Origin of the sequence: Halalkalibacter sp. APA_J-10(15), assembly GCF_023017105.1 — a bacterium.
In the GTDB taxonomy this organism is placed as follows: Bacteria; Bacillota; Bacilli; order Bacillales; family Bacillaceae_D; genus Halalkalibacter.
Window position 1 is genome coordinate 239,987 of the sequence record NZ_JALKEV010000005.1, and the last position, 21,030, is coordinate 261,016.

The following is a 21,030-nucleotide window of genomic DNA, read 5'->3' on the forward strand; positions in this document are numbered from 1 at the left end:
TGAGCTTCTCTGTTATGATACTGGGATTCTTATAGCCCTTTTGAAATATAAGAAGCTAGTAGCTCTGTTAATCACTTTTCATCTCAATGAAAACAATTGATAGCACATTTGGAAGCATCCTACGTTTCGTAACATATCCATAAAAAAATATGTGCGAAAACGGTTCAAAAGAGGATGCGCGATTTTCTTACAGTTTGAATCGTTTCTATGGTATGATAGAAGTAATAGAATAGGTGGAAAGGTGAAGATAAGATGGGAGCATTAAGTAGTATAAAACGATTTTTTAGTATCCGTACAGAAACGACGGAAGGTAATGAACTGAAGGAATTACAAACAAGGTATTATAAGACGACAAAAGATAAAGCCATGCAAACGATTGAGAACGTTTTAATTCAGTCAGGATGGGAAATTGCGAGATCTGAAGAAGAACGTGGGGAAATTGTCGCCAATATGAAAAAGGGCAAGCGAAAAATGCTCGTGCTAACGATTATTACGGTCAAACCATTTAAGACAGCAGTAGATTTATCATGTTCAACGGATACCGTCTTACCGACTGATTTTGGTCATAGCCGTAAAGTGGTCGTTGATGTTTATAATAAGATTGACCGAGAGCTTACTTATATAGGTTCGAGCTTAGGAAATGAACTGTTGTAATGACTTGTCAGGCGCTATTGATATGAGATATGATAGGATCAATGTTATGATAGTAGTGGAGATGATTTCATGATATGCCCAGCCTGTCAATACAATGGAACACGAGTATTAGATTCACGGCCTAGTCATGAAGGTCGTTCGATTAGACGTAGACGAGAATGTGAGAAATGCCATCATCGATTCACAACATTTGAAATGGTTGAAGAGGTGCCATTGATTGTCGTGAAGAAGGATGGGACACGTCAAGAATTTAATCGTGAAAAGCTGTTAAGAGGTTTAATTAGAGCTTGTGAGAAGCGCCCTGTTGCATTAGAGACGCTCGAAGATATTGTCAATAGTGCGGAACGTGAGCTACGTAATTTAGGGAAGAGCGAAGTTCACAGTCAAGATGTTGGGGAGCTTATAATGGAACGTCTAGCAGATGTCGATGATGTAGCCTATGTCCGCTTTGCATCTGTCTATCGGCAATTTAAAGATATTAATGTATTTATTAAGGAATTGACAGAATTAATGAATAAGAGTGATTGAGTAGGAGCTTAAAGCAATTCATGCTGCAAGCTCTTTTTACTCTTTTAAGAGGTTGTTCGAAAAGGGCTGTTTTCCCCTTTTTGAATGACCTCGATGTAATTGCCATCTTTTTTGGTGCTTTTTGAACATGCTCTTTTAGAGATAAATCAAAATAGCTGTAGATGGGAGAAAGGGAGGTCCTGAGGATGACATGGCATTGGAAGAAGCTAGTACCGGTCGATCGATATTCTGTGCGTATTGAACAATACATTACAGAGGAAGACAAACAGACGATAACATTATTGTACCAACCACTTATAGGTGCCATTGCCAATAGTTTATATGTGACGTTACTCTCTCATTTAGAGAAAGAACAATACTGGAGTAAGGAATATACTCATCGTCAACTGATGATCGTTCTTGGAACCTCTCTTGAAATTATTTATGAGGAGAGAAAGAAGTTAGAAGCAGTTGGATTATTAAAGACACATAAAGCGACAGACGACAATGGCGGTACATACATTTATGACATACAGCCACCTATGACGCCTAAACATTTTTTTGAAAATGATGTATTGAGTGTGTACTTATTTAATCGGCTAGGTAAAACGCATTATCGTCAGTTAAGAGATCGTTTTGTTATTGAAACGTTACATTCACAGCAATTTCAAGATGTGACCTACGCTTTTGATGAAGTTTTTACGTCGATTCATCACTCTGAGATGGTCTCTAGTTTGAAGTCAGAGGATGGTAATGACCTCAAAAAGAAAGAAGGTCAAGAGGTCATTACGAAGGAAGAACATAATGACTTTAAAATGAATGGTGAGGATTTTGATTTTGAGCTATTAGAAAAAAGCTTAACGTCAACAATTAATGCAGATCAAATATTAACGTTTGATGTTAGGCAAGCGATTGTTCGACTTGCCTTTGTCTACCGCATCGAACCGTTAGAAATGAGTAGTATTTTATTACAAGCATTATTACATGATGACTATGTCGATATAGATGAATTACGAAAAAAAACTCAAGAATGGTATAAGGTAGAGCATGGTACGGAGCCACCTGGCTTGGCATTAAGAACACAGCCAATGAATAAGCGAACAATGAATAATCGCCAAGCGCTAACGGAGGAAGAGCGTACGATCCAATTTTACGAAAATACATCTCCGCTCTCATTGCTTGAAATCCGTTCAGGTGGAGCGAAGGTACCATTAGCTGATGTGAAAATTATTGAATCGTTAATGCTCGATCATAAGTTACATCCGGGTGTTGTCAACGTCTTGCTCGATTTTATATTATGGAGTCAGGATATGAAGCTTTCGAAGGCACTAGTTGATAAAATAGGAGGGCATTGGTCAAGAAAAAAGGTACAAACTGTAAAAGAAGCGATGACGATTGCTTTAAAAGAGCAAGAAAAAACGAAAAAGCAATCTAATAGTCAATCAACTTCTATAAAACGTGCACATGGCCAAAGAAAAACGAACAGTCGCCGAGATCAATTGCCTAAATGGTTATTGGAAGAGCAAGAAAAGCAGAAAAATGACGCGAATGATCAATCATTGAAACCGAAAGCAGAACGGGTACAAAAGCAAGAGAAGAGCTTTGCTGAATTATTAGCAGAGCGTAATAAACGAAAGGAATAGGGGGGAAACCGATGGAATCGATTCAAAAATCCCTTAAACAATGGACTGAGAATAAGCAGCTTCAAGATCGATTAAAAGAGGCTAGAAATACATTAGTAAAAGATCCGATTGTTCGTCAAGCTTTAGAGGCGCAGGAAGCTACTATTACAGAAGATATGATTGAACGAGCGCTCGTGAATTTATATGAATACAAAAAGGAACGTTATCATTGCGGAGAATGCCCAGGGCTAACAGCCTGTCCCAATATGATGAAGGGCTATCAGCCTAAGCTAACTGTCGTTCGTCAAACAATTGAGCTGTCCTACCATCCATGTGAGAAGAAGGTGGCAGCAGAACAAGACCGTAAGCAGCGTGAGATGATTAAGTCGTTTTACGTTCCCAAAGAAATTCTTTCAGCGACTTTTGATACGCTAGAGCATGAACCTAGCCGTGAAGAAGCAAGTCGTTTAGCGCTATCCTTTTCGCTAGAGGCTAATCCTGGGGAAGATGGTCATGGCTTATATTTCTATGGTAAATTTGGTGTCGGTAAGACGTATTTAATGGGTGCTGTTGCCAATGAATTGAAGGACCGCGGTGTTTCTTCATTTCTTGTTTATACCCCTGATTTTTTTCGGGAAATGAAGCAATCGATTGGTGATGGAACGTTTCAAGAGAAAATAGATATCGTTAAAAAAGCTCCCATATTAATCTTAGATGATATTGGTGCAGAAACGATTTCTGCTTGGGTACGAGATGATGTGCTTGGTGTTATTTTGCAATATCGAATGCTAGAAAAGCTCCCTACTTTATTTACGTCTAATTATGATTATGACGAATTAGAACGTCATTTATCCTATTCAGATAAGGGTGGAATTGAAGAATTGAAAGCAAAGAGGATTATGGAGCGAGTTAAGCACTTCACCTCATTTGTAAAGGTGGAAGGGGCGAATCGACGCAAACGTTCATAATGGAAGTTATTCCATTGACGAACTTCTTTTCTTTCCGTTTATGCTTAACTATGATACGATGAAATCATATATTGCTAGAGTACGGAGGTTACGTCATGAGCATAGATGAAATTTTAGAAAGAGCGGTCAATGGAGAGCGTATATCGATGGAGGATGCGGTTGCTTTATATGAAAGTGATGAAGTAGAAAAGATCGGAGAAGCAGCTAATCAGGTTATGTTAAAGTGGCATCCTGATCCCATTACCACATTTGTCATCGGACGTAATGTAAATTATACGAATTTCTGTGATACGTATTGTCGTTTTTGTGCGTTTTATCGTGCACCAGGACATAAAGAAGGCTATGTATTAAGTAATGAAGAGATCTTTAAGAAGATAGAGGAAACACTAGAAGTTGGTGGCACGGAGATTTTAATGCAAGGTGGAACAAACCCTGACTTGCCTCTTAGCTATTATACGAATTTGCTTAAGGAGATAAAGGAGCGCTACAACATATGGATGCATTCCTTTTCACCTGCTGAAGTTTGGAAAATTGCAGAGGTTTCAGATATGTCTGTTGAAGCTGTGTTGCGTGAATTGCATGAAGCTGGCTTAGACAGTATGCCTGGTGGAGGTGCTGAGATTCTTACAGAGGAGACTCGCTTACGTGTTAGTCGCTTGAAGGTTACTTGGGAACAATGGATTGAAGCGATGAAAGCGACAAAACGGGTTGGAATGCATGGAACAGCGACAATGGTCATAGGGTTTGGAGAATCTTTTGAAGAAAGAGCTCTCCATTTACAACGTGTTCGGGATGCCCAAGATGAAACGGAATGCTTTACAGCTTTCATTTCATGGCTATTACAGCCAGAGAATACGGGAATGCATAAGACAAAGAAGCTAGCACCTAGAGATTATTTGAAAAATGTGGCGATTTCACGGCTGTTTTTAGATAACATCGCTAATTTTCAATCATCGTGGGTAACAATGGGTCCAGAAATTGGTAAATTGTCGTTGCAGTATGGATGTAATGACTTCGGTAGCACGATGATGGAAGAAAACGTTGTATCAGCAGCAGGAGCCACACATAAAGTAAATACAAATTTAACGTTACAATTAATTCGTGAAGCTGGTAAGATTCCAGCCCAACGAGATACAGGATACAATATTTTAAAAGTGTATCATGAAGACGAGACCGCCGATAAGGATTTTGTGATGCAAAATTAATTAGTGGAGCAAAAAGAAGGGGCTGGGACAAAACCCTCCTCTGAATGGAAAAAGCCGATGAAATTTTACGATATGTAAAATTTCATCGGCTTTACTTATTTTTACTCTATAAATAAGTGGCAGTCACAGGTTCGTTCCATTGCGCCCCAGCCACTCGCTTTCCGCGGGGAGGTGCCGAGCCTCCTCGGCTTTGCCTGTGGGGTCTCGCCCTTACCTCTATTTCCCGCAGGAGTCGAGTGACTTCCGCTCCATTTCACTATGAGAATAACCCACCGTTCAGAGCCACTATCTTTATAAAAAAAGTTTGTTTTTACAATAAAATAAGGACAACTTCTGATAAAATTAAGTTACCACACCAAATCCAATCAGAAGGAAGTGTCCTTATGTTTAAAAATTATAACATGAATCAGTTAGTTTTGCCTTTAGATTTAGAAGTGAGATTACAATGAAACGATACTGCTTTTTCATGTATACCATTTGGTTGAAAGTATCCCTAATGAGGCGTTGGAACTATTTCTGCGAAATGAGGGCTGTCCTGCCTATCATCCACGTATGATGCTTAAATTTATTTTATGTGCGTACACGCAATCGGTCTTTTCGGGGCGAAAGATTGAAGCCTTATTAACAGACAGTATTCGTATGATGTTTAGCGCAAGCATTTCCGACTATGACCAAAAGATAGAAGCCACATCAGATGTGGCAGAACGTATAGTGTTAAGAAGTGAGAGAAAATACCCGAAGCAAAAAACGCAAAATCGATGTGGAACCAGTTTTTGGATATTTGAAGGCTAATTTGGGTTTCACTCGATTTTCTGTAAGAGGAAAATCGAAGGTGGAAAACGAAATGGGCTTCGCGTTAATGGCAGTGAATTTAAGAAAATTCACTGCCAACTCACCTTTTTCACTATTAGAAACTAGTTTTGTTCCAGCCTCTTTTACGTTATTTCGTCTATTTATTAGGTTCCATGTCAGAAGAATTCGTAGGTGAAGACAAACTCCAAAGATGGATCATATTTACGAATAAGATGGCCTATTAGCTTTTCAATCCAGACCATCTCCATTTGTATCCGCTTATCTTCTATTTTTTTTGACATCATGACCGAGCCATCAAAGTCTAGTTTTCATTCTAGGATAGAGAAAAACCTATAGCTGTTCTCAATTTGCTTAATATAAGGGACGGATGAAGAATAAGTAGATTCCGATTTCTCCACTAAAAAAAAAGCGGACGGGATGGGAGGGCCGACTCCTGCAGGAGGAGAGGGAAGAGGAAATCCACCGGCGTAGCCGGTTAGTTCCACGCCCTCCCTGCGGAAAGCGTGCCCCCCATCCCGGTAGCGGATTCGAAGCGACGTAACATAGCTATGCTCTCTAATTATAAATAAGCCTTTTTCAGTACTTCTCTTTTACTCTTTTCGTGTATAGGCAAAAATTCAAGCGCCAAATGAGAATTTTCTTATCATGTTCCCTCTTACTCCTTCATACGATGGGAGTAGAGCCTGTCTGAAAGCTATTGTAAGGGGGAATAAGTGTTGATTGCTATTCATTTTGAAGAAGAGGAAGATTGTAAAGCACTGTATGATCAGTTTGAATATTATTTTCAAAAGTTCTCAATGATTGGATTAGGAGGTTCGATCAGGATCGATGATACTTACTCCCTACTCATTGAGTACAAGCAAAAGGAAGTCGATTTCTATGAAGCGTTTCATCCGTTTATTGTTTCAATTTTAACAGATTATGTTATTGACTCTCAGGAGGAAGAGTGGCTGCTTGATATCATTGAAACGATGTTCTATTTTCAAGATGAGGAAGAGAAGCGTCAAATTGTTAGTATTGCCAATGCAATTTTAGAAGGGGATCGTAAGGATTTGCCTAGAGTAAACGATTTAGTGAATAGGCGTTCGCTCATTTATGAAGCTTTTGCTACTCATTTAGAGGAAGAGACGGATTTTTATTATGAGCCGTTTCTCACGTTTCGACTTAGAGAGTATGGAGAATGTTTAATTGATTGTATTGAATTAGCGATTGATGAATACATGCTTGAGCAAGAGTATCAGAATATGATAGAGGGATTCCGACATTACGTACAGGATCATAAAGCGAAAATGGATATTGTATATCTCATTCATAATGAATCCTTCACATTTTTGGATGAACAATTTCGTAAGCTGACTCGTGATGAATTATTGTTTTATTTGAATGATGACATCGTATTTGAACAAGAGATTGAAATAGAAGAAATGGTCATTAGCCCACTTGTAAGTATGCTACCAAAGACGGTTCATATCTTTTCTGATGATCCAGATCATGGCGTAATTATGTCGATTCAATCGATTTTTCAAGAACGATTACATGTCTATCCTCTTAAAGTGTATGAAAAAGAATGGCGTTAATTTTGAAATAGACTTGATTTTCTTATTTGTGCTCCCTATAATACTACATAATAGAAATTCTAGATAATGAAAAGTCATGATGAGGATATGAGATCTACATGAATGTTTACAGAGAGAGAAGCGTTTGCTGAAAGCTTCTTAGCAGGATTTAGATTCTTACCACCTCTGAACTACTTAGGGAAACACAAGATTTGTGGAGTATCGAACGTCGGTAACACAACCGTTATTGTGCAGAGCCACTACGATAAGCGTAGTGGGAAGTAAGGGTGGAACCACGAAACCACACTCGTCCCTTTTTTGGAGGGATGGGTGTTTTTTTATGCTGAAATCGATGTCCTAAAAAAGGTGGGCGAAATGATATTGAACGGTAAAGGAGTAGAACATTATGGATCAAATAAAAATGACATTTCCAGACGGAGCTGTTAAGGAATTTTCAAGTGGTACGACGACAGAAGAAATTGCGGTATCCATTAGTCCAGGACTAAAAAAGAAGGCGCTCGCTGGGAAAGTGAATGGTGAGTTACTTGATTTACGTACACCTATTACAGAAGATGGTGAGATCGCCATTATTACACCTGATTCAGATGAAGCATTAGAAATCGTTCGACATAGTACAGCTCACGTGATGGCTCAAGCGGTTAAGCGTTTATATAGAGATGTGAAGCTTGGAGTCGGACCAGTGATCGAGGGCGGGTTTTATTATGATATTGATTCACCAGAATCGTTAACACCAGAAGATTTACCAAAGATTGAAAAAGAAATGAAGAAAATAGTATCAGAAAATTTAGAAGTGAAGCGGATTGAAGTTACTCGTGAAGAAGCGATTCAGCGCTATCAAGATATCGGAGATGAGTACAAGCTTGAATTAATCGAAGCGATTCCTGAAGGAGAAATGCTCACGATTTATGAGCAAGGAGAATTCTTTGATCTATGCCGAGGCGTGCATATCCCTTCTACGAATAAAATCAAAGAATTTAAGCTGCTTAGTCTTGCAGGAGCTTATTGGCGTGGAGACAGTAACAATAAGATGCTTCAACGAATATATGGTACAGCTTTCTTCTCAAAAGAAGCGTTAAAGGAGCACTTACGTTTATTGGAAGAAGCGAAGGAACGTGATCATCGTAAGCTAGGAAAAGAGCTTGGTATCTTTGCCCTTTCGCAAAAAGTGGGACAAGGCTTACCGCTCTGGTTACCTAAAGGAGCCACTGTCCGTCGTATAATTGAACGTTACATTGTTGATAAAGAGGAGAGTCTCGGTTATCAACATGTGTATACACCTATTTTAGGAAGCTCAGAGCTTTATAAGACGTCTGGACATTGGGATCATTACCAGGATGATATGTTTCCAGTCATGGAGCGTGACAATGAAGAGTTTGTTCTTCGCCCGATGAATTGCCCGCATCATATGATGGTTTATAAACAGGATATGAGAAGCTATCGTCAATTGCCTTTACGGATTGCTGAGCTTGGTATGATGCATCGCTATGAGATGTCAGGCGCAGTCTCTGGCTTGCAGCGTGTTCGTGGAATGACGTTAAATGATGCCCATATTTTCTGTCGACCTGATCAAATAAAAGAGGAATTTATCCGAGTCGTTCATTTAATTCGTGAAGTATATAAAGACTTTGGTCTAAGCAATTATTCCTTCCGTCTATCTTATCGTGATCCTGAAGATAAGGAAAAGTATTTTGATGATGATGCGATGTGGGAAAAGGCTCAAACGATGTTGAAAGAGGCGATGGATGAGCTTGGGGATGTTGACTATTATGAAGCAGAAGGAGAAGCTGCTTTCTACGGTCCAAAGCTTGATGTACAAGTACGTACAGCGCTAGGAAAAGATGAGACGTTATCGACTGTTCAATTAGACTTCCTACTACCAGAACGCTTCGATTTAACGTATGTGGGTGAGGATGGCAAACAGCACCGCCCAGTCGTTGTGCATCGTGGAGTTGTTTCAACGATGGAACGCTTTGTGGCTTTCTTGTTAGAAGAGTACAAAGGAGCCTTTCCAACTTGGTTAGCACCTGTACAAGTACAAGTCATTCCGGTGTCGCTTGATGTGCATATGGATTATGCAAAGAGCGTACAAGAGAAGCTACAATCTGCAGGAATTCGTGTTGAAATTGATGTGCGCGATGAGAAGTTAGGTTATAAAATACGTGAAGCGCAAATGCAAAAGATCCCATACATGCTCGTACTTGGTGATAAAGAAATGGAAGCTTTGGAAGTGAATGTACGTAAGTATGGTCAAAAGGATTCAACATCCCAATCATTGGATGCTTTCGTTAATGATTTGTCAAAAGAAGTAAAAAAATAAACGGTTGATTTTCTATTACTGAACATGTACACTAATATAGTCGTTTACTAAAAGCATTGACACCTACACGATTGTATGGTAAGGTATATCAGTGATCAATTGAATCATTACGAACTAGGCAAGAAGAAGCGCCCGCTTCTCACCTGATCGACAAATGGTTGGCAGGTATGAACGTTTCATGTTAGATGGACAAAGTGGGGGCGTAGTATGCCCTCACTTTTTTATTTTGCATGAGAGCATGGGTAGATGATCGTTGCTTTGGTTTGTCAAAATCCTTTGGAGGTGGCTCGTTATTAGTAAGGACAATATGTTGGTCAATGAAGGGATTCGTGCACGTGAGGTTCGTCTTATTGGAGCGAATGGTGATCAAATAGGTGTGAAGGCGAAGCAAGAAGCGCTTGAAATGGCGCAAAATGTTAATCTTGACCTTGTTTGTGTCGCGCCTAATGCAAAACCACCAGTGTGTCGAATCATGGATTACGGAAAGTTCCGTTATGAACAACAAAAGAAAGATAAGGAAACACGTAAAAAGCAAAAGGTCATTAATGTGAAAGAGGTTCGCTTGAGCCCAACAATTGAAGATAATGACTTTAATACGAAGCTTCGTAATGCTCGTAAATTTCTTCAAAAGGGAGATAAGGTAAAAGCAGCAATCCGTTTCCGTGGCCGTGCGATTACCCATTCTCAAATTGGACGTAAGGTTTTAGAACGTCTAGCAAAAGAATGTGAAGATATTGCTGTTATTGAATCGATGCCTAAGATGGAAGGCAGAAGTATGTTTCTAATGTTAGCTCCTAGAACGGAAACGAAGTAGGAGAGTAGAAACAAGATTAAAGGAGGACCTAAGTTATGCCAAAAATGAAAACTCACCGTGGCGCTGCTAAGCGTTTCAAGAAGACTGGATCTGGAAAGCTGAAGCGTTCACACGCATTTACTAGTCACTTATTCAAGAATAAATCACAAAAGCAAAAGCGTAAGCTTCGTAAAGCTGGAATGGTTCATTCTGGAGATTTCAAACGTATTCGTTCAATGTTAACGTACAAAAAATAACTGATCTGATTTGAGATAGAAAGAAGGAGGGAACGTCGATGCCAAGAGTAAAAGGCGGTTATGTCGCTCGTCGTCGTCGTAAGAAGGTTTTAAAGTTAGCTAAAGGATATTTCGGTTCAAAACATACATTATTTAAGTCAGCACAAGGTCAAGTCATGAAGTCATTGCTTTATGCATACCGTGATCGCCGTCAAAAGAAACGTGATTTCCGTAAGCTTTGGATCACTCGTATTAATGCAGCTGCACGTATGAATGGTCTTTCTTACAGCCGTTTTATGCATGGTTTGAAGCTTGCTGAAATCAATGTGAACCGTAAGATCCTAGCCGATCTTGCAGTGAATGATGAACAAGCTTTTGCTCAGCTAGCTGATAAAGCTAAGCAAAGCTTAAATGGCTAATAAAAGCAAATGAATGAGCTTTTAAATGGTGTCTTGAAAGGTTGAAATATAGCCTTTTAAGATACCATTTTTTTATAGAGGATGGGATATAACGAAAGTGTTTAGTATTGAACGTAGCGATGTATATGCAATGAGTTTGTTCAGATTTTCATTCATTAAAACACTTTTATCCCAAGCTCTATTCATGATTTGAGCGGAGGGGATGAATGAATGATAGCTCTATTACTGTATATCACATTCTGGACAGTATTTTCGTATGCTGTGATGAAGGCAGATAAAAAACGTGCTCAAACAGGGGAAAGACGGATATCTGAGAGAACGTTATTTACATTTGCATGGTTAGGAGGCAGTCTCGGAGTCTGGCTTGGGATGAAGAACTTTCGGCATAAGACGAAAAAACGCCGTTTTTTTGTAGGATTACCGCTTATTATGATCATCCAAGTCATCGCAATCTTCATCATTTTCCTGTCCATTGAAGCATAGAATAGAGCGGAGGCGAGTAAGATGGAAGAATTTTTAGAAAGATCGCTACAAATGATAGAGCAATCAGGTTTGTTAGCACCGATTGTCTTTATTCTTCTGCACGTGTTTCGCCAAATGTTCTTCGTTCCAGTTTTACTCGTATGCTTATTAGGTGGGTATTTATTTGGGACGTTCTATGGGTCGATTTATTCGATTGTCGGCTTAACGTTAGTCAGTATTTTATTTTATGGGGTGATTGGATTATTCCCGTCGTTTCGTCAAAGGTTAAATCGCTTGCAAGAGAAGGTATTGAAGGGGAAGCACCAGCTTAATTTAGCTCAGTTGATGGTATTGAGAATTATGCCATTTGTACATTTTCACATCATTTCGTTTTATTTAATTAAGACGACGTCATCGTTTAGGCAGTATACGGAAAGGTCTTTTCTTGCAAGTATGCCACCTGCCATCGTTTATACAGCATTCGGTGATATGATTCATGAATTACCTTTAGCCGGAACGGTTGTGTTTGTCATATTTTTAATACTGATAATGCTTGTATTACGCAAGAAAGAAACGACCATTTCATGGGATACTTTTTTTCAGAAGCGATAGCATGAACACCTTAGGAGAAGCCTTTGGTGTTTTTGACCTTTCCTAGCCTCACATGTGATGTGACCTTCTATACTGAATGATTCCGCTCCTTTCTTAGCAAGACGGAATCGCAGCAAGCTATTTCAAAAATTCCTTTATCGGACTTTTCCATTCTAATTTGGCACTTGGATACCGTAAGTAAATGTCTTCAGCAATGAACTGAAAGTCTTCTTTCTTTAAACCTGCGAGCTTTTCTGGCTGCTTTACCCAAACATAGATGGTGATAATATCAAATGCTTCATCTGTTGTGCCTAAATATTTCTCTCCTTCAAACATGACGCCTTTATATGTGATAAAGAAATTCTTTCGAACATCTTTTTCATCATCATAAAAGTAATAGTGTTTTTTTTCATGTGCTTGTTCAAGCTTGCGACGGGGGTGAAATAAATATTTAACGGCGGTATAAGCTAAAATAATGAGAGCTGCAAGGATCAAGAAGCGAACTAAAAAAACCATAGAGACTCCTCCTTGTCTTCGATACAATTAGTGTACACTTTCCTACATATACGAATCAACTAGCAGGAGGTTTCATTTTATTTAATAAAAACTGCTATAATACATGAAGAAGGGAGAGAACAGATGAATATTGAAACATTATTTACCATTCAAAAGAAATTAAATGACCGAATTATGGCGGAGCATCAGCTAGTAGAGAACGACTTATTTCAGGAGCAATTACTCGCCTTTGTTGTTGAAATAGGTGAGCTAGCTAATGAAACAAGATGCTTTAAATATTGGAGTCGAAAGGGTGCATCTGAACAGAAGGTAATATTAGAAGAGTATGTTGATGGCGTTCACTTTTTATTGACAATCGGGTTAGCACTAGGCTATACCGATATTAAAGTGAATGATGCAGCTCCCTCTAGTCAAGGCTCGTTAACGGAGCAATTTCTCACTGTGATGAAATTAACTCATCAGCTTGAGGGTGTAAGGGATATTAATACATATAATGAATTATTTCAGGCATATGTAGCACTAGGGGTGACGCTAGGCTTTACGATGGCTGATATCGAGCAAGCCTATTTAGAAAAAAATAAAGTGAATCACCAAAGACAGGATGAAGGCTATTAAATGTTTTGTAGTCTGAAAAAGGCTTCTGTATACTTAAAGGGCATGATTGATAGCTGAGAAAAAGGAGGCTTACATAATGGATGAACGATTAAACATGTTAAAAGAACTAACGGATGCGAATGGAATTCCCGGAAATGAAAAGGAAGTTCGCGATGTCATGACGAAGCATATTGCTCCATATGCTGATGAGGTAACAAAAGATCGATTAGGAAGTCTTGTAGCGAAAAAAGTAGGCGATGAAAATGGACCGAAAATTATGATTGCTGGTCACTTAGATGAAATTGGTTTTATGGTGACAAGCATTGATGATAAAGGCTTTCTTCGCTTTCAAACAGTCGGTGGCTGGTGGGAGCAGGTTATGCTTGCCCAACGTGTGACGGTTATGACGAACAAAGGCAATGTGCCAGGTGTTGTTGGTTCAAAGCCACCACATATTTTACCACCTGAAGCTCGTAGGAAGCCAGTGGATAAGAAGGATATGTTTATTGATATTGGTGCATCAAGTAAGGAAGAAGCGTTAGAATTTGGTGTTCGACCAGGAGATTCGGTCGTTCCTGTTTGTGAGTTTACGGTAATGAAAAATGAAAAATACTTAATGGCGAAAGCTTGGGATAATCGAATTGGCTGTGCTATAGCGATTGATGTGCTACGAGAGCTCAAAGGAGTTAAGCACCCTAATGTCGTTTATGGAGTCGGTACAGTACAAGAAGAAGTCGGGTTACGAGGAGCACGTACATCGGCACATTTAATTGAGCCTGATATTGCTTTTGGTGTTGATGTTGGGATTGCTGGAGATACGCCAGGAGTAACAGAAAAAGAAGCGTTAGCCAAAATGGGGGAAGGTCCACAAATCGTCTTATACGATGCATCGATGATTTCCCATAAAGGATTACGAGATTTTGTGACTGATATAGCGGATGAACAATCGATCCCGTATCAATTTGATGCGATGGCCGGGGGTGGAACGGATTCAGGAGCTATTCACTTAACAGCAAATGGTGTACCTGCCTTATCTATTACGGTTGCAACGCGGTATATCCATACCCACGCAGCAATTCTTCATCGCGATGACTACGAAAATGCAGTTAAGCTTATAGTTGAAGTGATTAAAAAGCTTGATCATGACACGGTAAAAGCGATTACGTTTGATTATTGATTCATTACATTCTGTACGTTACACGCTTATCTGAAAGGGAGGGCACTTTCGGATAAGCTCAAAAGACTGCGTACGACGTAATTAAGAGAGACTTCTAATGCGAAGGGCACTGAAAAAGTTTGTTGTTTAACTTTTTCAGTGCCCTTCCTACTGCGTGTTTCTCATTGAAGTCCTTGACTGATTTGTTCACACATGTCATCTTTTTGCTCTTCAGATGCTTGCTGCCAATATACTTCAAACATCACGCCAAGCCCTGGGAGCATTTTCTCTTCTCCGCGAGAAATCGCATCTGTAATAGTCGCCTCAACATCTTGTTCTGAGCTTCCTTTAATATTGGACATAATAGCACTCCGTAAGTTAAATCCCATTGTTGATCACTCCTATATAGTATTCTTATTCATGCTGTTATTATGCGTCAACTCCTACTAGATTATCCGCAAAAAAATCGGTATGATGAATGAAACGGTTATTGGTTAAAGGAGAACAATATGAAACGGATTGATTCAGTCAAAAATGAACGAATAAAGCAATGGAAGAAGCTCCATTCAAGAAAGGGTAGAGAAAAGGCCAACCAATTTCTTATTGAAGGCTTTCACTTAATCGAAGAGGCGTTAAAATCAAACGTCGTTGTTCAACACATTCTTCTTGAAGAAGAAAGAGAGTGGCCGACTGAGTGGCAAATAGGCGATGCAGAACGAATTGAAGTGCATATAGCTGTCTTAAAGGAACTATCTGATACAATGACACCACAAGGAGTTATCGCAATCTGTGAGCTACCGAAAGATGAGACCACCGATGAAAGGAACGGTTGTTTTTTACTTGTTGACCGCATCCAAGATCCAGGCAATTTAGGAACAATTATTCGTACAGCTGATGCAGCAGGGATGACCGGTGTGATTTTAGGTGATGGCTGTGTTGACGCGTATAATAGTAAAGTCTTACGTTCGACACAAGGTTCGTTATTTCACCTTCCGATCTATCATGGATCACTGACAGAATGGGTGAGAGCCTTTAAGGAAGCGAAAGTCCCTGTTATTGGAACTGCTTTGCAAAACGCTAGTTCTTATTCGGCGATAGAACCACAGGAAGCCTTTGCACTTATTGTTGGGAATGAAGGTGAAGGAGTCGATCAAGACCTTCTGGAACAAACGGATCAAAATGTTTATATACCGGTTTATGGAAAGGCAGAGTCGTTAAATGTAGCGATTGCAACAGGAATCCTTTTATATCATTTAAGGCGATAAGCAGTTGCAACGAACAGGAACTTTCACTATAATAGTAAAACAAACAAATGTTTATAATGTAAATGCAAAGAAAGAGAGTAGTAGGTCAAAATCCACCAATTAGGGAGAAGGTGCCATAGACTGGGAGCACTTTTTTGGAATGGCTTGATTGAATTCACTCTGGAGCAGACACTAAAAAAGGTGTTCCGGTTTAGACCGTTAGTTCAATGAAGATGCTGTCGTATTTTTATACAGCAATAAGGGTGGTACCGCGAACCTTCGTCCCTTTAATGGGGATGGGGGTTTTTTGTGTTGATTTTACATTTGTAAACGAATAAGGAGGAAGTATGATGCGAGAACGTTTAGAGGCGTTGAAGACTGAAGCGTTGGAGAAAATTGAAGTAGCTTCAGATATGAAATCATTACAGGATGTTCGCGTTTCTTATTTAGGAAAGAAAGGCCCTATTACAGAAGTACTAAGAGGTATGGGGAAGTTATCAGCTGAAGAACGACCAAAAGTAGGGCAATTGGCTAATGAAGTGCGTGATGAAATAAAAGCTCATGTCGAAGCGAAAGAGGCAAAGCTTGAGCAAGAAGCGATCGAAAAGCAACTAGCGGAAGAGTCAATTGATGTGACGTTACCTGGTCGACCTACTCAAGTGGGAACGTCACATCCTTTAACAGATGTCGTGGAAGAGCTAGAAGATATATTTACCGGATTAGGTTTCTCTGTTGCCGAAGGCCCAGAGGTGGAAGTTGATTATTATAATTTCGAAGCATTGAACTTACCTAAAGATCATCCAGCAAGGGATATGCAGGATTCATTCTATTTTACTGAGGAATTACTACTTCGAACACATACATCACCTGTTCAAGCACGTACGATGGAACAGCATGAAGGAAGGGGACCTGTTAAAGTTATTTGTCCAGGTAAGGTATTCCGTCGTGATGATGATGATGCAACTCATTCACACCAATTTATGCAAATAGAAGGCCTATATGTCGATGAGAAGGTTCGCATGAGTGATTTAAAAGGGGTGCTAGAATCATTTGCGAAGTCATTCTTCGGTGAGGATCGTTCGATTCGTTTAAGACCAAGCTTCTTCCCGTTCACAGAGCCGTCTGTCGAAGTAGATGTTTCATGTGGGATATGTAATGGCGAAGGCTGCCGGGTATGCAAGCAATCTGGTTGGATTGAAGTACTAGGCTCTGGAATGGTTCATCCTCGAGTACTAGAAATGAGTGGCTTTGATCCAGCAAAATATAGCGGATTTGCTTTTGGGATGGGCGTAGAGCGGTTAGCCATGCTGAAGTACGATATCGATGATATACGCCATTTCTACACGAATGATGTTCGCTTTTTAAAACAATTTACACGAGCGTAAAGGAGGAAAAATCATGCTTGTTTCTTATAAATGGTTACAGGATTACGTCGATGTCTCAGATTTGTCTGCACGAGATATCGCTGAAAAAATGACACGTGGTGGAATAGAGATTGACTTCGTTCACAAGCTGAGCGAAGGTGTGAAAAATGTTGTTGTCGGGTATGTCAAAGAATGTTCACAGCATCCGAACGCTGATAAGTTGAACGTTTGTCTTGTTGATGTTGGGGATGAAGAGCCTGTACAAATTGTATGTGGGGCTCCGAATGTAGCAGCTGGCCAGCATGTAGCGGTAGCAAAGGTGGGTGCCGTCTTACCAGGCAATTTTAAAATTAAAAAAGCGAAGCTGCGCGGTGAGGTTTCACAGGGGATGATTTGTTCCTTGCAAGAATTAGGGGTTGAAGGGAAGCTTGTTCAGAAGGAGTACCAGGAAGGAATTTATGTGTTTCGTGATAAAGTAGAAGTTGGTAGCGATGCATTAGCTGCTCTTAATTTAGATGATGAAGTATTAGAGCTAGATTTAACTCCGAATCGTTCAGATTGTTTGAATATGCTTGGAGTGGCTTATGAGGTTGCCGCATTATATGAGAAGGAAGTAAAGCTTCCGCAATTGCAATTGAATATGAATGACGAGCAAGCTGCTGATTCTATTTCTGTTCATGTTGACTCAATTGAGGATAACCCTTATTACGGAGCGATCGTGATTAAAGATGTAAAAGTTGGGTCTTCACCATTGTGGCTTCAAAATCGATTAATGGCTGCAGGAATTCGTCCGATTAGTAATGTTGTTGATGCAACGAATTATGTGTTGCTAGAGTACGGACAGCCGTTGCATGCCTTTGATTTTGAACGATTTGGTTCAAATGAGGTCGTTGTACGTCGGGCCAAGGATGGGGAGAAGATCGTAACGTTAGACGATGAGGAACGGACGTTGACGAGCGACCACCTACTCATTACAAATGGGAAAGAGCCTGTGGCAATTGCAGGTGTGATGGGCGGAGCTAACTCTGAGGTTCATGAAGGAACAACAACGGTTTTATTAGAGGCTGCTTATTTTAACCCTGTCACCGTACGAAAGGGAGCACGAGACTTAGGCTTACGCAGTGAAGCGAGCGCTCGCTTCGAAAAGGGAGTAGACCCGACTCGTGTTCTTGAAGCCGGAAAACGAGCTGCCGGCTTAATAGCGGAGCTTGCAGGTGGAACGATTGTTTCAGGAGTTGTAGAAGTGAATGAGCTTCAAACAGAGCCTGCTACTGTTAAGTTAGATCTCAATCGATTAAATGAACGTCTTGGTATGGAGCTGACGATTGAGACAGTAATTAGCTTTATGGAGCGTTTAGGGTTTACGTATGAGCAGGACGGTTCCGTCTTGTATGTGACGGCTCCAACGAGACGAGCGGATATTCAAATAGAAGAGGATCTGTTTGAAGAGGTTGCTCGCCTTTATGGCTATGATCATATTCCGACCACCTTACCTATTGGATCAACGACTCAAGGTGGACTTTCTCCTTATCAAAAGAAGCGTCGACGTGTTCGTCGAAATTTAGAGAAATCAGGGTTGTCGCAAGTGATTACCTATTCGTTAACAAGCCCAGAAAAATCCCAAGGGTTTGCTGGTCAATCAAATCATTTACGTGATGTACGTTTATCCATGCCAATGAGTGAAGATCGTAGTACGATGAGAACAAGCTTAATCCCTCATTTATTCGATGTTCTGAGCTATAATTTGAACCGAAAGAATACAGATGTTCATGTTTATGAAATTGGCTCAATCTTCTTAAGCGAGGAAGAAGCGTTAACAAAGCAGCCACGTGAACATGAAATGGTTGCAGGTGCTTTAACAGGGATTTGGCATGAACATGTTTGGCAAGGAGAGCGGAAGCCAGTTGATTTCTTTGTCACAAAAGGAATTCTTGAGGGGTTATTTCATGAGTTAGGGCTTGAGAAAGAAATTACGTTTGAACAAGTGCAGTTACCGGATCTTCATCCAGGTAGAACGGCTGTAGTGAAATTAAATGATGAGGAAGTAGGTTTCATCGGTCAAGTACACCCAACGAAGCAAAAGGAACTTGATTTAAAGGAAACGTATGTATATCAGCTTAATCTAGAAGCGCTCCTGACATTTGAGACTGAACCGATTATTTATGAGGAGTTACCACGATTCCCTGCTATTGTTCGCGATATTGCTCTAGTTGTCAATCAAGCTCGTTCAGCTGGAGAGCTTGAAGCCGTTATTAAGCAGACAGGTGGACGGTTATTAAGGTCTGTAAAGCTCTTTGATTTATATGAAGGAGAGCATATGGAAGCAGGCAAGAAATCGCTTGCCTTTTCATTAACGTATTTAGATTTGGAACAAACGTTAACAGATGAAGAAGTCACAAACGTTCATGAACGTGTTTTGAAAGCACTAGAAGAACAAATGGGAGCAACGTTAAGAGCTTAGTCGTTCAGTAATGATAGATGAGGCTGGGACAAAACCCTCCTCTGAAATGAAAAAGTCGGTGGAATTTTACGATAAGTAAAATTTCACCGACTTTCATTATTTCTTACTCTTTAAAGTAATGGGTTCTCACAGGTGCGTTCCATTGCGCTCCAGCCACTCGCTTTCTGCTCTATTCCACTATGAGAATAATCCATCGTCAGAACGACAATCTTTATAAAAACAGTTTATTTTTCACAATAAAAAAGGACAACTTTTGATAAATGAAAGTTACCACACAAAATCCAATCAGAAGGAAGTGTCCTTATGTTTAAGAATAATCACATAAATCTGCCCGTTTTACCTCTAGATTTGGAAGTGAGATGACAAACAAACGATATCGCTTTTTCTATCGAATGAAAGGTGGATGTGAATGAAAATTTAAAATGAAAATGAAAAAAGTACGGAATGTGTGGGACTTTTAGAAAAGGATTTCCAACACGTTGACTTCATGTTAAGATAGAAGTTGGAATTTTTACACTTAGAGGAGATAGGAGGCTATATTTGTGTCTGACCAAAAAGACAACAAACAACGGATCACAGTTTCAATTTATGGTCAACCGTATACGGTTGTCGGTCAAGAGTCTCCGGCCTATGTAAAAGAAGTTGCAAAAGCAGTTGATCAGAAAATGCGAGAAGTGAAAAAACATAATCCCTACTTAGATACAACACGATTAGCTGTTTTGACAGCGGTGAATGTCGTGGATGATTATTTTAAAGTTTTAGAAGAATTAGAACAATTAAAACAAAAGAGCGAACGGAGCACGACGGGAGACGAGTAAAATGCTTAGCTTTTTAATTATATTTATATTAATTTGTAGTTTCTTTATTGGACGAAGACGGGGGTTTATTTTACAGCTCATTCATTTAATTAGCTTTGTAGCTGCGTTATATGTTGCTTATTCGTATTTTAGTGAATTAGCGACGTTTATTCGACTATGGATTCCTTATCCACAGTTTTCATCAGATAGCCCTGTAGGTATGATCTTTCAAACGTTCGATGCAGAAAGTGTTTATTATTCGGGAATCGCGTTTGCTATTCTTTTCTTCGGAACGAAGATTATCCTTCATATTATTGGCTCAATGCTAGATTTTTTAGCGCATATACCAGTTTTACGAACGGCGAACCAGCTATTAGGTGGAATCTTTTGCTTCGTTGAAGTGTATTTAATTATTTTTGTTATCTTGATTGTTGGGGCGTTATTACCAATTGATATTGTTCAAGACCAACTGCAGCGTTCGATTGTGGCAGAATATATGTTAACGAACACGCCATTCTTGTCTGAGTGGATAAGAGGATTGTGGGAAGGTAATGTACTATAATGATAGCAATCTGACTCTAACATAGTAGATAGAGTCAGATTTTTTTGTATAGAGGAAGGGCTTGATTTAAGAAGTGGAGTGAGAATTCATAGACGCTATAAAAAGAGGAGTTTGTGAGTGCAATAAAAAAGTTAAAAGCCAAAATTTTTCGGTACCCACGACTCTGTTGCAT

General features: G+C 39.7%; 21 protein-coding genes, 2 pseudogenes and 2 other annotated features. Of the genes and pseudogenes, 21 read left to right on the forward strand and 2 right to left on the reverse strand.

Going from position 1 to position 21,030, the window contains the following annotated elements:
* Nucleotides 1–252 precede the first annotated feature (252 nt).
* From MW695_RS08225 to MW695_RS08290, 14 genes and pseudogenes are all read left to right on the forward strand, one after another.
* Nucleotides 253–654, forward strand: coding sequence for a DUF1499 domain-containing protein (locus MW695_RS08225; RefSeq protein ID WP_247104755.1), 402 nt, complete (start codon nucleotides 253–255; stop codon nucleotides 652–654).
* 69 nt (nucleotides 655–723) lie between these two features.
* On the forward strand, nucleotides 724–1,182 hold the full coding sequence (gene nrdR / locus MW695_RS08230) for a transcriptional regulator NrdR (protein WP_035342509.1): 459 nt from the start codon (nucleotides 724–726) through the stop codon (nucleotides 1,180–1,182).
* A 185-nt stretch (nucleotides 1,183–1,367) separates the two neighbouring features.
* Nucleotides 1,368–2,804 carry a replication initiation and membrane attachment family protein gene (locus MW695_RS08235; RefSeq protein WP_247104757.1) on the forward strand — a complete coding sequence of 479 codons (1,437 nt, stop codon included), beginning with the start codon at nucleotides 1,368–1,370 and terminating at the stop codon, nucleotides 2,802–2,804.
* A gap of 11 nt (nucleotides 2,805–2,815) precedes the next feature.
* A complete protein-coding gene (gene dnaI / locus MW695_RS08240; protein ID WP_247104759.1) occupies nucleotides 2,816–3,751 on the forward strand; it encodes a primosomal protein DnaI in 936 nt (311 codons plus the stop codon).
* A 95-nt stretch (nucleotides 3,752–3,846) separates the two neighbouring features.
* Nucleotides 3,847–4,956: a cyclic dehypoxanthinyl futalosine synthase gene (gene mqnC, locus MW695_RS08245; protein WP_247104760.1), complete on the forward strand. Its 1,110-nt coding sequence runs from the start codon at nucleotides 3,847–3,849 to the stop codon at nucleotides 4,954–4,956.
* Nucleotides 4,957–5,339: 383 nt separating this feature from the next.
* Nucleotides 5,340–5,610: pseudogene (locus MW695_RS08250) on the forward strand (transposase); the annotation flags it as partial.
* 91 nt (nucleotides 5,611–5,701) lie between these two features.
* A pseudogene (locus MW695_RS23160) lies at nucleotides 5,702–5,944 on the forward strand (transposase); the annotation flags it as partial.
* A 541-nt stretch (nucleotides 5,945–6,485) separates the two neighbouring features.
* Nucleotides 6,486–7,346 (forward strand): putative sporulation protein YtxC, encoded by an 861-nt coding sequence (gene ytxC, locus MW695_RS08260; RefSeq protein ID WP_247104761.1) that lies wholly within the window; start codon nucleotides 6,486–6,488, stop codon nucleotides 7,344–7,346.
* A gap of 382 nt (nucleotides 7,347–7,728) precedes the next feature.
* A complete protein-coding gene (gene thrS / locus MW695_RS08265; RefSeq protein WP_247104799.1) occupies nucleotides 7,729–9,663 on the forward strand; it encodes a threonine--tRNA ligase in 1,935 nt (644 codons plus the stop codon).
* Nucleotides 9,664–9,777: 114 nt separating this feature from the next.
* Nucleotides 9,778–9,892 (forward strand) — a sequence feature (ribosomal protein L20 leader region).
* Between the two features lie 78 nt (nucleotides 9,893–9,970).
* Nucleotides 9,971–10,477 carry a translation initiation factor IF-3 gene (gene infC / locus MW695_RS08270; protein WP_247104800.1) on the forward strand — a complete coding sequence of 169 codons (507 nt, stop codon included), beginning with the start codon at nucleotides 9,971–9,973 and terminating at the stop codon, nucleotides 10,475–10,477.
* 35 nt (nucleotides 10,478–10,512) lie between these two features.
* A complete protein-coding gene (gene rpmI, locus MW695_RS08275) occupies nucleotides 10,513–10,713 on the forward strand; it encodes a 50S ribosomal protein L35 (protein WP_035342523.1) in 201 nt (66 codons plus the stop codon).
* A gap of 38 nt (nucleotides 10,714–10,751) precedes the next feature.
* Nucleotides 10,752–11,111 carry a 50S ribosomal protein L20 gene (rplT, locus tag MW695_RS08280; protein ID WP_247104762.1) on the forward strand — a complete coding sequence of 120 codons (360 nt, stop codon included), beginning with the start codon at nucleotides 10,752–10,754 and terminating at the stop codon, nucleotides 11,109–11,111.
* Between the two features lie 210 nt (nucleotides 11,112–11,321).
* Complete coding sequence (locus tag MW695_RS08285) at nucleotides 11,322–11,594, forward strand: DUF1294 domain-containing protein (protein ID WP_247104763.1); 273 nt, start codon at nucleotides 11,322–11,324, stop codon at nucleotides 11,592–11,594.
* Between the two features lie 21 nt (nucleotides 11,595–11,615).
* On the forward strand, nucleotides 11,616–12,185 hold the full coding sequence (locus MW695_RS08290; protein WP_247104764.1) for a TVP38/TMEM64 family protein: 570 nt from the start codon (nucleotides 11,616–11,618) through the stop codon (nucleotides 12,183–12,185).
* Nucleotides 12,186–12,302: 117 nt separating this feature from the next.
* Here the strand turns inward: MW695_RS08290 and MW695_RS08295 are convergent, their stop codons facing one another.
* Nucleotides 12,303–12,680 carry a sigma-w pathway protein ysdB gene (locus tag MW695_RS08295; protein WP_247104766.1) on the reverse strand — a complete coding sequence of 126 codons (378 nt, stop codon included), beginning with the start codon at nucleotides 12,678–12,680 and terminating at the stop codon, nucleotides 12,303–12,305.
* A gap of 123 nt (nucleotides 12,681–12,803) precedes the next feature.
* Here MW695_RS08295 and MW695_RS08300 point away from each other — a divergent pair, with 123 nt between their 5' ends.
* Both MW695_RS08300 and MW695_RS08305 read left to right on the forward strand, forming a co-directional pair.
* Nucleotides 12,804–13,295 (forward strand): dUTP diphosphatase, encoded by a 492-nt coding sequence (locus MW695_RS08300; protein ID WP_247104767.1) that lies wholly within the window; start codon nucleotides 12,804–12,806, stop codon nucleotides 13,293–13,295.
* A 76-nt stretch (nucleotides 13,296–13,371) separates the two neighbouring features.
* Nucleotides 13,372–14,451: a M42 family metallopeptidase gene (locus MW695_RS08305; RefSeq protein ID WP_247104769.1), complete on the forward strand. Its 1,080-nt coding sequence runs from the start codon at nucleotides 13,372–13,374 to the stop codon at nucleotides 14,449–14,451.
* A 161-nt stretch (nucleotides 14,452–14,612) separates the two neighbouring features.
* Here MW695_RS08305 and sspI read toward each other — a convergent pair whose 3' ends face one another.
* Nucleotides 14,613–14,819, reverse strand: coding sequence for a small acid-soluble spore protein SspI (sspI, locus tag MW695_RS08310; protein ID WP_247104771.1), 207 nt, complete (start codon nucleotides 14,817–14,819; stop codon nucleotides 14,613–14,615).
* A gap of 120 nt (nucleotides 14,820–14,939) precedes the next feature.
* Here sspI and MW695_RS08315 point away from each other — a divergent pair, with 120 nt between their 5' ends.
* The 5 genes from MW695_RS08315 (at nucleotide 14,940) to MW695_RS08335 (ending at nucleotide 20,858) form a co-directional block, all read left to right on the forward strand.
* On the forward strand, nucleotides 14,940–15,695 hold the full coding sequence (locus tag MW695_RS08315) for a TrmH family RNA methyltransferase (RefSeq protein ID WP_247104773.1): 756 nt from the start codon (nucleotides 14,940–14,942) through the stop codon (nucleotides 15,693–15,695).
* Between the two features lie 58 nt (nucleotides 15,696–15,753).
* Nucleotides 15,754–15,964 (forward strand) — a binding site (T-box leader).
* 60 nt (nucleotides 15,965–16,024) lie between these two features.
* A complete protein-coding gene (gene pheS, locus MW695_RS08320; protein ID WP_247104775.1) occupies nucleotides 16,025–17,059 on the forward strand; it encodes a phenylalanine--tRNA ligase subunit alpha in 1,035 nt (344 codons plus the stop codon).
* A gap of 13 nt (nucleotides 17,060–17,072) precedes the next feature.
* Complete coding sequence (gene pheT / locus MW695_RS08325) at nucleotides 17,073–19,499, forward strand: phenylalanine--tRNA ligase subunit beta (protein ID WP_247104777.1); 2,427 nt, start codon at nucleotides 17,073–17,075, stop codon at nucleotides 19,497–19,499.
* Between the two features lie 542 nt (nucleotides 19,500–20,041).
* Entirely contained in the window at nucleotides 20,042–20,317 is a 276-nt protein-coding gene (gene zapA / locus MW695_RS08330; RefSeq protein ID WP_035342554.1) for a cell division protein ZapA, read from the forward strand.
* A 1-nt stretch (nucleotide 20,318) separates the two neighbouring features.
* On the forward strand, nucleotides 20,319–20,858 hold the full coding sequence (locus tag MW695_RS08335) for a CvpA family protein (protein ID WP_247104778.1): 540 nt from the start codon (nucleotides 20,319–20,321) through the stop codon (nucleotides 20,856–20,858).
* The last annotated feature ends 172 nt before the right edge of the window (nucleotides 20,859–21,030 follow it).

Excerpts from the sequence above, each read along its gene's own strand:
- MW695_RS08335 (WP_247104778.1), top strand. The coding sequence starts at position 20,319 with ATGCTTAGCTTTTTAATTATATTTATATTAATTTGTAGTTTCTTTATT.
- MW695_RS08290 (WP_247104764.1), top strand. The coding sequence starts at position 11,616 with ATGGAAGAATTTTTAGAAAGATCGCTACAAATGATAGAGCAATCAGGT.
- MW695_RS08235 (WP_247104757.1), top strand. The coding sequence starts at position 1,368 with ATGACATGGCATTGGAAGAAGCTAGTACCGGTCGATCGATATTCTGTG.
- rplT (WP_247104762.1), top strand. The coding sequence starts at position 10,752 with ATGCCAAGAGTAAAAGGCGGTTATGTCGCTCGTCGTCGTCGTAAGAAG.
- MW695_RS08300 (WP_247104767.1), top strand. The coding sequence starts at position 12,804 with ATGAATATTGAAACATTATTTACCATTCAAAAGAAATTAAATGACCGA.
- MW695_RS08285 (WP_247104763.1), top strand. The coding sequence starts at position 11,322 with ATGATAGCTCTATTACTGTATATCACATTCTGGACAGTATTTTCGTAT.
- pheS (WP_247104775.1), top strand. The coding sequence starts at position 16,025 with ATGCGAGAACGTTTAGAGGCGTTGAAGACTGAAGCGTTGGAGAAAATT.
- pheT (WP_247104777.1), top strand. The coding sequence starts at position 17,073 with ATGCTTGTTTCTTATAAATGGTTACAGGATTACGTCGATGTCTCAGAT.
- MW695_RS08225 (WP_247104755.1), top strand. The coding sequence starts at position 253 with ATGGGAGCATTAAGTAGTATAAAACGATTTTTTAGTATCCGTACAGAA.
- mqnC (WP_247104760.1), top strand. The coding sequence starts at position 3,847 with ATGAGCATAGATGAAATTTTAGAAAGAGCGGTCAATGGAGAGCGTATA.
- MW695_RS08305 (WP_247104769.1), top strand. The coding sequence starts at position 13,372 with ATGGATGAACGATTAAACATGTTAAAAGAACTAACGGATGCGAATGGA.
- MW695_RS08315 (WP_247104773.1), top strand. The coding sequence starts at position 14,940 with ATGAAACGGATTGATTCAGTCAAAAATGAACGAATAAAGCAATGGAAG.
- dnaI (WP_247104759.1), top strand. The coding sequence starts at position 2,816 with ATGGAATCGATTCAAAAATCCCTTAAACAATGGACTGAGAATAAGCAG.
- rpmI (WP_035342523.1), top strand. The coding sequence starts at position 10,513 with ATGCCAAAAATGAAAACTCACCGTGGCGCTGCTAAGCGTTTCAAGAAG.
- MW695_RS08295 (WP_247104766.1), bottom strand. The coding sequence starts at position 12,680 with ATGGTTTTTTTAGTTCGCTTCTTGATCCTTGCAGCTCTCATTATTTTA.
- infC (WP_247104800.1), top strand. The coding sequence starts at position 9,971 with ATGTTGGTCAATGAAGGGATTCGTGCACGTGAGGTTCGTCTTATTGGA.
- sspI (WP_247104771.1), bottom strand. The coding sequence starts at position 14,819 with ATGGGATTTAACTTACGGAGTGCTATTATGTCCAATATTAAAGGAAGC.
- nrdR (WP_035342509.1), top strand. The coding sequence starts at position 724 with ATGATATGCCCAGCCTGTCAATACAATGGAACACGAGTATTAGATTCA.